Origin of the sequence: Micromonospora sonneratiae, from assembly GCF_042679305.1 — a bacterium.
GTDB lineage: Bacteria > Actinomycetota > Actinomycetes > Mycobacteriales > Micromonosporaceae > Micromonospora_H > Micromonospora_H sonneratiae.
This window is the reverse complement of the sequence record NZ_JBHTMP010000009.1, coordinates 163,956-172,283: the sequence shown is the minus strand read 5'-3', so window position 1 is coordinate 172,283 and position 8,328 is coordinate 163,956. Positions and strand designations below refer to the sequence as shown.

The window sequence follows — 8,328 nt, the reverse complement described above, 5'->3', positions numbered from 1 at the left end:
ACGCCGCCGGCGAAGGCGAGGCCGGCGATGCCGAGTGCGGTCTTACGCATGATGGTGTTCATGGGGGTGTTCCTTTCGTTCCGGGGGGTGCGGCGCCTGTCCTGTCACACGCGGGGGTGCGTGCGCGGGGGCCGCGAACGAGAACAGAGGAAAGAAGAAGGGGGAGCATCCCGGTGTCGTCGTGGCGACTGCTCGGGTGTCCCGGGGGTGTAACGGTCCCGGCCGGGCGGGCATTCCGCCGCGCCGTCGGTGATCTGCCGGGGGGCAGCCGCCGGTGGAGGGGGATGGTGCTGCGGGGGGCTGCTCGGCCGTACGCGATGTACAACCATCGGCGGCGGGCGTGGATTCCGCGGATCCGGGCATCCCGGCGGGTTGATCATGGGGATTCAAGTGACGAACAACCCGAAACCGGACAAATCTTCGGCTACGCGGGTGCTTGTGCCGGCCGGACCCAATGTTCCGGGCAGCCGGTCGAGCTGAGTCGTCCCGGTTGTCACCCCTGCGCATCCACGTGTCGGCTGGTCGGAACCATCGCCGGTGTCTGGCTTCCTTGCCCATTCAGGCGACCACCGCCTCGGTGCGGTGCGGCCCTGACACACCGTGGCTTTTGCACTATCCTTCCGGCAGACCAAACCGGGGATGATTCACCTTCACCTACGTGTCTGTCTGGGTCAGCTCGCTTTCCTACCTGGGGCCACTCTGTGACTGCAAACGGACCGCGGTCTGCGATGCCGGATGAACCGGTGACCACACCCAATGAGCAAACTGTCGTTCCTTACCGCGAAGTGCCCGGTACGGAAATGCCCACGGCGTCGCTGGCCGTACCCGAGGACCATCGGCGGGCGCAGCTCGGCCGCTATGCCGGGTCGATGCGTAATGCGGCAGGCAATGGGGTAGCGGCGGTTCGGCGTACCACGCAGCGGCACAACGTACTTGCCATCGTGGCACTCGGACTGGTGGCGTTCTCGCCGTTGACCGTGGGCATACTCGCTCCGGTCGGCGCGATCCTCGGTCACCTCTCGCTCCGCCAGATCCGGAAGAACACCTCGCAGACCGGTCGCGGGATGGCTCGGGCGGCCGTCATCATCGGCTGGTCGCTCACCTTCATGGCACCCTGCCTGGTTCTCCTCGGCGGGTTGGGAGCGGCCGTGGGCCTGCTCAGCGGCATCCTCCACATCATCGGGTTCTTTCTCTAGCCGTCGTAGCAAAGAGGTCGTCCGGGTTGGAGCAGCAATCAACCCAGGACGGTGCGTACGGCGTGCGCCAGCCGCCCGGCCGCCTCGACCAGCTGTTCCGGTGTCAGGAAGGAGAAGGCCAGTCGGAGATGGTCGTCGCCCTGCTGGCCGGTCGCGTAGAAACGACCACCTTCGACGAACGAGACGCCCAGTTGCTCGGCGGCGGGGCGGAGGGTGCTGGCGCGTACCCCCTGGTCGAGTGGCAACCACACGAACCATCCGCCGGCCGGCGACGGTACGTCGAAATCGGGGAGAGCCGCGCGTAACGTGTCCACCAACACGTCACGACTCCGCAGGTAATGCCCGCGGACCTCGGCGACATGTCGGTGATAGGCCCCGGAAGCGCCGAAGGTCGCCATGGTGAGGGCGGCGTGATGGTTGACTCCGCCCCCACTGTCGACGTAGCCCAGACCGGTGAGCGTACGGACGATCTCGGGTGCCGCGTTGAGCCAACCCAGCCGGAGGCCTGGGGCGACGGTCTTGGAGAAGGACCCGATCCGGACGACGGCTCTCCCGTCGGCGATGCTCCAGAGCGACTGCGGCGCGACCGGCTCATAGGACAGCTCCCGGTACGTGTCGTCCTCCACGATCGTCAGCCCGGACCGCTGGGCCAGCTGTACGAGTTCGTGCCTGCGCCGATCCGGAAGGCTGCGCCCGGTGGGATTGCCGTAGGTGGCAACCAGGTAGAGCAGGGGGATCCGCCGGCCCTGGCTACGCAGTGACGTCATCAGGTCGTCCAGCGCTGCCGGGTCGATGCCCGCACTGTCGACCGGTGCCGGGACCAGCTGCACACCTCGATCGCGGAGGATACGCAGGGCGAAATGGTAGGTCGGCGAGTCGACGAGCACGACGTCACCGGGATCGGTGAGGATCGTGCTCACCAGGGCCAGCGCATGTGATGCGCCGCCGGTCACGAAGAACTGCGACGTCCGGACGCGGACCCGTTCGGTACGGGACAGATGTTCGGCGAGCCACTCGATGAGCGGGCCGGGACCCGCCGCGTACCCGTAGGTCAGGGCCCGCCAGCCGAAGGTCCGCGCCGCCGCCTGCGATGCAGCCGACCACTGTTCGACCGGAAGTAACGACGGGAGTGGGTGACCCCAACCGAGGTCGAGGATGCCGGGTCGCTCCTCGAACTGGATGATCGGTGCCGGTCGCTCCATCAACGAAGGATAGTTGCGCCGGTCCGGATCGGTCAGTCTCGATTCTGTCGGGCCAGGAAGTCCGCCAGCACCTCGGTGTGGGTGGAGAAGGCGAGTTCGGCCGGTTCGGTGAGAACGAGCCATTCGGTGGCCTCGTCGGTGGGGGCCGAGGCGGGCAGTTGGTCGGCCGTCTGGGCCGGGAGGACGCCGAAGATCAGGATGGTATGACCGCTGGGCGCACTGTGTACCGCGAACAGTTGCACCGCTGCGGCATCGCCGATCAGGCCGGTCTCCTCGCGGAGTTCGCGTACCAGGGCATCGCGCCAGTCCTCACCGTGCTCGATGAAGCCGCCCGGTAGGGCCAGCAAACCTCTGCCCGGCTCGATGTCACGCCGCTGTACGACCACACCGATCCCGGTGGGCGTCAGCACCGGAAGTATCGCCACCGCCACCGGCAACGGATTACGCCAGGTGGTCTGGCCGCAGCCGGTGCACAACCGGGGCCATTCGACCTCCGGGTAGGCGTTACCGCAGTATGAGCAGTGGGAGTACGGAGCACCGGTCACGCCGCAGGACGATACCGGTACGGCGCTCCGGAGGTTCGGCAGGCACCGGTGGCACGCTCACTGATACACATTTCGGATGTCGTGATCTGGACAGTGCACCGGCCCGCAGGACCATTTCACCGCTTCCGGCCGTGAACTACGTTGTCCCTACGAAAACTCCCGTCGATGTCTGCGTGGAGCCGAGTGAAGCCTCCGAAAGTGGTAGTTGCGATCGACTTCGGTACCCACGGCACCGGGTACGCGTACGTGGCGGTGAGCCGTGACAACGACGATCCCGAGGTCCGTGACGCGCGGATCGCCTTCCGACCGTCCTGGCCGGACGCGCCGCCCCGGGGTCAGTCGGGGAAGGAGTTGACGGCGATCGCGGTCGACGCCAAGGGCAGGGCCGTCGACTGGGGGTTCACCGCGAAGCTCCGGTGGGCCGACACGTCGCCTGAGCGACGGGCTGCGCTGGGGCTGGGCGGGTTCGCCTACGCCTTCAAGATGGCGCTCAGTCCGATACCGGAAACCCGGTCGGTCGCCCAGGCCGAGGGCACGATCGACCTGACCGACGAGGCGGTGCTGCGTACGCTGATCGCCTCCACCCTGGCCAGGATGCGGGCCGGCGCGTTGGCCGACATCCGTCGGGACATGGGGGAGATCCGGGAACGGGACATCCGGTGGTGCGTCACCGTACCGGCGATCTGGTCGTCGGCCCAGAAACAGTTCATGCGCGAGGCGATCGAAGCCAGCGGCTTCGTCGAGCCGGCACACGTCCTGATCGGGATCGAGCCGGAGGCGGCTGCGCTCTACTGCCTGACCACCCCCGGCCGTGCCCTCGACGGACGCGGCCGGGGCACCCGGCCGCGTACCGACACCGACACCAGGGTGGTGGTGGTCGACTGCGGCGGCGGGACGGTGGACATCTCGGCCTACGAGGCACGTCCGGCCGAGGACGGCCGGCTCGCCCTCGCCGAGATCGGCGAGGGCAGCATCGGTGACGCGCTCGGCTCGCAGTACGTCAACCACGCCCTGCGTCGTCAGGTGCTGGCCGACCGGTTCGGTGCAGAGTTGCTGACGCGGTTGGAGAGCGGCGCACTGCGCGAGTCGATCAACAGCATCGAGGACGAGTGGGAGGGCTGGAAACACCATGTCTCGGTCAACGCCGAGGCCGGCTGCGCCCCGGTGGTCGCCGCCCCGGCGACGCTGACCGTCCCGCAGGAACTGTGGGCGGCGCTGCCCCTACCGGTCTGTGAGCGGTTGACCGAGTTGGCCGACGGCGAGGAGCGCACCATCGTACTGCCGGCCGGTGAGGTCCAGAGGCTGTTCGACACCGTGATCGACCCGATCCTCGACCTGATCGCCGGGAAGCTGGCCGAGGTACGCCGGGAGGTCGGGCCGGCACCGGTGACCATGGTCCTGGTCGGGGGATTCGTCCACAACGAGTACCTGCGCCGACGGATTCGGCACCGGTTCGACGGCGAGGCGGTCGTACTGCGGCCGAACGATCCACGCAAGGCGGTGCTGCGGGGCGGGGTGCACTTCTGCTACGCACCCGAGCAGATCTGGGAGCGGCGCTCGGCCCGTACCTATGGCATCCGGCAGAGCCTGAAGTTCCGGCACGGCGTGGACGACCCACGGCGGATGCACGTCGACCACAGTGGTGAGGGCTGGCGCTGCGCAGACCGGTTCCTCGTGGTGGTGACCCGGGGCCGGGCGGTCAAGGTCGATCAGAGTTTCGTGCACCGGACCCGCCCGACCCTGCGTGACCAGGCCGTACTCGATCTGGAGTTCTTCTGGACCGACCAGCTCGATCCGCAGTACGTCGACGAGCCGGACGTCTTTCCGTTGCAGCGGATGAAGGTGGACATCTCGGCCACCGTCGGCCTGCCGGTGAAGCAGCGTTACGTGCGGGTCGAGATGTTCTTCGGCGAGACGACCATCCGCGCGGTGGCGGTCAACGAAAGGACCGGCAGCCGCGCCGAGGTCGAGATGCAGTTCGACCCGCTGTTCGCCGCGTTGCGGCGTCCGCCCACGAGTCCATCACCCACGAGTCCATCGCCCGCGAGTCCATCGCCCGCGAGTCCATCACCCACGAGTCCATCGCCCGCGAGTCCATCGCCCGCGAGTCCATCACCCACGAGTCCATCGCCCGCGAATCCGTCGACCAGGGAGCGGCAGTGATCAGGTTCATCCGTCGGATCGCCGGGGTCGAACCGCTGGCCCGGGAGGTGTTCCAACTCCGTCGCCAGTTGGCGGCGTTGCAGAGCCGATCCGCTGGCGGAGCGCCGGCCGACCCCGGTACGGCGCAACCCGTGGCCGTCCGTGGTCCCGGCGTGCCGGCTGTGAGCGCGTCCGCACCGGGTGGGGAGGCGGGTCAGGACGACCTGAGGTCCGAGCTGGCGGGCGTACGGGCCGAGCTGGCCGGGGTACGGGCCGAGTTGGCCGGCGTCCGGGGCGAGAACGGGCAGTTGCGGTCCAGGGTTGCCGAGCAGGCGACCGATCTGGCCAACCTCCGCGCTGCCCAGGCGGCCCTGGCCGGCGCCCCCCGCACCGATGCGTTGACCCACGAGCCGTTGGCCGAGATGTACCACGCCCTGGTGACCCAGCAGCTCACCGAGTTGGCCCGGCTGCGGCTGCGTCGTACGCCCGGTGCCGACCAGTTGCCCGACCGGGGCCGGGTGCAGGCCCGGATGGTCCGCGACCTGGTCCGCCTGCTGATCACTTCCGGGCCGGCGGACGAGGATGATGTCGCAGCCTGGCTGGTCGGGGACCAGCCAGCGGCGCGGCTCGACGCACTGGAACAGCAGACCGTGGCCGGCACCTGTGGTCAGGCCCGCCGCCTGCTGGCGGAGCTGGCCCATTCCCGGCAGCAGGTTCGGTTCGTGGACGAGGTGCCGAGGGGCGAGCCGCTCGACGGCAACGGACAGCTGCCGTGGCGTACCTGCCCGCCGGACGGGTTGGCCGAATTCGTGGTCGCCCCGGGCTATCTGGTGGACGGTCGGACGTACGCTCCGGCGCTGGTCCACACCGTGGCCGCCGGCACCGGGCAGGACGGGCTGTGATGACCGAGCCGGTCGTTCCGCGCCGGGCGGACAACGAGGTGGACATCGCCGAGCTGGCCCAACGCGTACCGGTCGTGCAGAGCCAGATGTTCGTCGAGTTGGTCAGCAACATCGGCAAGGTGCAGGCGGTGGTGGCGTCCCGGCGGAGCGAGACCTTCTTCAGCTGGCTGGTCGACCAGATGACCGGGCGGGCCCGGGCGCAGGACCTCGACACCGTACGGTCCCTCGCCCTGACCCAGGCGAACACCCTGGCCTGGGTGAACGAGCTGGCTGCCCGTAGTGCCATCACCGATCTCGCGTTGCGGGAGACAGCGGTCCGCCTGCGGGTGTTGCAGTACGACCTGGCGGCGACCCGCGACGAGGCCCGGTACGCCAGCGAGGTCGCCGAGCGGACCGCAGCCGAGGTCAGTGGCCTGGCCAGGTTGCTCGGTGAAATGGCGACCGTGGTCCATGGCGAACTCGACCGTCAGGAACGGCGGCTCGACCTCCAGCAGCGCCGACTCGACCTCCAGGAGAAGCGGATGGCGCTGTTGGAGGCCCGCCTGGACGACCAGGACCTGTTCCTACAGGCGGTCGCCGACGAACTCGACGGCCAGCGCCGGGTGCTCACGCATCTGCGGCTACGACAGTACGCGTGGGAGGCGTTCAGCCGGTCGATGTCCCGTTACCGGGCCGGCGCGTACCGGTCGTTGCCGTGGATGTACCAGGTGGCGCTGTTGGCACGGGAGGTGGCGGCCGGCGCCTGCGGGTTGCACGAGTTCGTGACCGGTGATCGGATCCACCGGGACTGGCTGGTCGAGTCGATCCTGGACGATCCCGACTCGGTGGTCGCCTGGTCCGGCACCCGGTCGCTGGTCGGGCTGCTCGACGAGGCCTGCGCGGCGCTGCCCGACCGGGACGATCGGCAGATGGTCGCCGAGCTGCTGGGGGCGGGCCCGGACGCTGACGACGGGAGCGCCGCCCGGCCGCTGTCCGCGGTGTTGGCCAGGACGATGCGGTACGCGGCCGGAGTCGACCGGTCCGGGGCGGCCCGCAGTCCGGCGGCCGACGCGTTGGACGAGGTGCGATCGACCGCTGACGGGCTGCTGGAGACCAGCCTGACCGTTCCGGAGTTCGTGCACCGTACCGTCGACGAACAGGCCGACGCGGGTGCCGAGGCGCGGGCCCGGCTGGGCGACGCGGATCGGACGCGGTGATGACCGGGGAGTCGCCACCTCCGGCGGACCGCCTCCTGGGCATCGCCGGGCAGGCGGCCGAACTGGCCGGGCGGCCCATGCCGGTACCGCCGGCTCCCCGGCCCCGGCCACCGGAACCACCCCGGTCCGCCTCGGTGGATCCGCCGCGCCTGCCCCGGCTCGGGCTGCTGCTGGCCGGCGGGGCGGCCAAGGGCGGGTACGAGGTCGGGGTCGTCGAGGCGCTGGCGGCGCACGGGGTCGAGATCGAGGCGATCGCCGGTACCAGCATCGGTGCGCTCAACGGTGTGGTTCTGGCCTGTGCACCGGATCTGACCACCGGGGCGCAGCGCCTCGCCGACCTGTGGAACGACTTCACCGAGCGGCTCGGCACCGGGCCGTTCGGGAAGAACGAGTCAGTCACCGACCAGCACGGTGACGTGTACGAGTCGCTGAATGCCGGGGTCAGCAACCTGTTGCCCCGGATCAGCCGGCTCATTCTCAACCGGGACCACCTGGAGTGGCTGGTCACCCGGGCGATCGACATCGACGCGTTGCGGACCGGCCCACCGATGTGGGTCGCGGCCTTTCCCGTACCGAAGCCACCGGACAACCTGGTCGGCCGGCAGGTACGGCACGCCTTGGACTGGCTCCGCGCCCGGGTGCACAACCGGGCGTCGTTGATGCGGCTCAACGACATGCCGGGCGACGAGGTACGCGACACGGTGCTGGCCAGCGCGGCGCTGCCGTTCCTGTTCCATGCCCGCAGCGTGGGGGGACGACACTTCATCGACGGCGGGCTCGGCGCGGACCGGGTGCCGGTACGGGCGTTCGCCAACCAGGGCTGTGAGGCGATCGTGGTGGTCCACCTCAACGCCCGGGACGTGTTGCACGAGCGGGACCGCGACGGCCTGCGGCTGCTGGAGGTCCGGCCGAGCCGGTCGTTGACCGCAGCCGGGCTGGTCGGCGGGTGGAACGGACTGCTCGACTTCTCGCCGGAGCGCTACCAGCTTCTGCGGGAGCTGGGCTTCCGGGACGCGACCGAGGTGCTGCGCTCGTACGCCGAACTGGTGGGGGTCAGGTGGGTCCGCCGTGAGACACAGCGGCAGATGATCGAGGCGGTGGGCGAGCTCGGCCGACCGGTTCCGCAGGAGAATGACTGACCGTAG

Annotated in this window: 7 protein-coding genes; 5 read left to right on the top strand and 2 right to left on the bottom strand. The window is 69.5% G+C overall.

All coding sequences use genetic code 11. From position 1 onward, the window contains the following. The first annotated feature begins 743 nt into the window (after positions 1-743). Positions 744-1,196, top strand: coding sequence for a DUF4190 domain-containing protein (locus ACFQ4H_RS08570; protein WP_377569008.1), 453 nt, complete (start codon positions 744-746; stop codon positions 1,194-1,196). A 38-nt stretch (positions 1,197-1,234) separates the two neighbouring features. Here the strand turns inward: ACFQ4H_RS08570 and ACFQ4H_RS08565 are convergent, their stop codons facing one another. Next, entirely contained in the window at positions 1,235-2,398 is a 1,164-nt protein-coding gene (locus ACFQ4H_RS08565; protein WP_377569005.1) for an aminotransferase-like domain-containing protein, read from the bottom strand. 32 nt (positions 2,399-2,430) lie between these two features. Continuing rightward, entirely contained in the window at positions 2,431-2,943 is a 513-nt protein-coding gene (locus ACFQ4H_RS08560; protein WP_377569002.1) for an NUDIX domain-containing protein, read from the bottom strand. A 198-nt stretch (positions 2,944-3,141) separates the two neighbouring features. On the opposite strand from ACFQ4H_RS08560, the gene ACFQ4H_RS08555 reads away from it, so the two are divergent. The 4 genes from ACFQ4H_RS08555 to ACFQ4H_RS08540 are packed head-to-tail and all read left to right on the top strand — an operon-like array spanning position 3,142 to position 8,322. After that, entirely contained in the window at positions 3,142-5,106 is a 1,965-nt protein-coding gene (locus tag ACFQ4H_RS08555) for an Hsp70 family protein (protein ID WP_377568999.1), read from the top strand. Further along, entirely contained in the window at positions 5,103-5,987 is an 885-nt protein-coding gene (locus ACFQ4H_RS08550; protein WP_377568996.1) for a hypothetical protein, read from the top strand. Before ACFQ4H_RS08555 ends, ACFQ4H_RS08550 begins: the two co-directional genes overlap by 4 nt. Next, on the top strand, positions 5,987-7,183 hold the full coding sequence (locus ACFQ4H_RS08545; RefSeq protein ID WP_377568993.1) for a hypothetical protein: 1,197 nt from the start codon (positions 5,987-5,989) through the stop codon (positions 7,181-7,183). The genes ACFQ4H_RS08550 and ACFQ4H_RS08545 overlap by 1 nt, the downstream gene beginning before the upstream one ends. Then, positions 7,183-8,322, top strand: a complete 1,140-nt coding sequence (locus ACFQ4H_RS08540) for a patatin-like phospholipase family protein (RefSeq protein WP_377568991.1) — start codon at positions 7,183-7,185, stop codon at positions 8,320-8,322. Before ACFQ4H_RS08545 ends, ACFQ4H_RS08540 begins: the two co-directional genes overlap by 1 nt. Positions 8,323-8,328 lie beyond the last annotated feature (6 nt).

What these genes read in the sequence shown, in the direction of transcription:
- ACFQ4H_RS08565 (WP_377569005.1), bottom strand. Translation starts at nt 2,398, where the DNA reads ATGGAGCGACCGGCACCGATCATCCAGTTCGAGGAGCGACCCGGCATC.
- ACFQ4H_RS08545 (WP_377568993.1), top strand. Translation starts at nt 5,987, where the DNA reads ATGACCGAGCCGGTCGTTCCGCGCCGGGCGGACAACGAGGTGGACATC.
- ACFQ4H_RS08540 (WP_377568991.1), top strand. Translation starts at nt 7,183, where the DNA reads ATGACCGGGGAGTCGCCACCTCCGGCGGACCGCCTCCTGGGCATCGCC.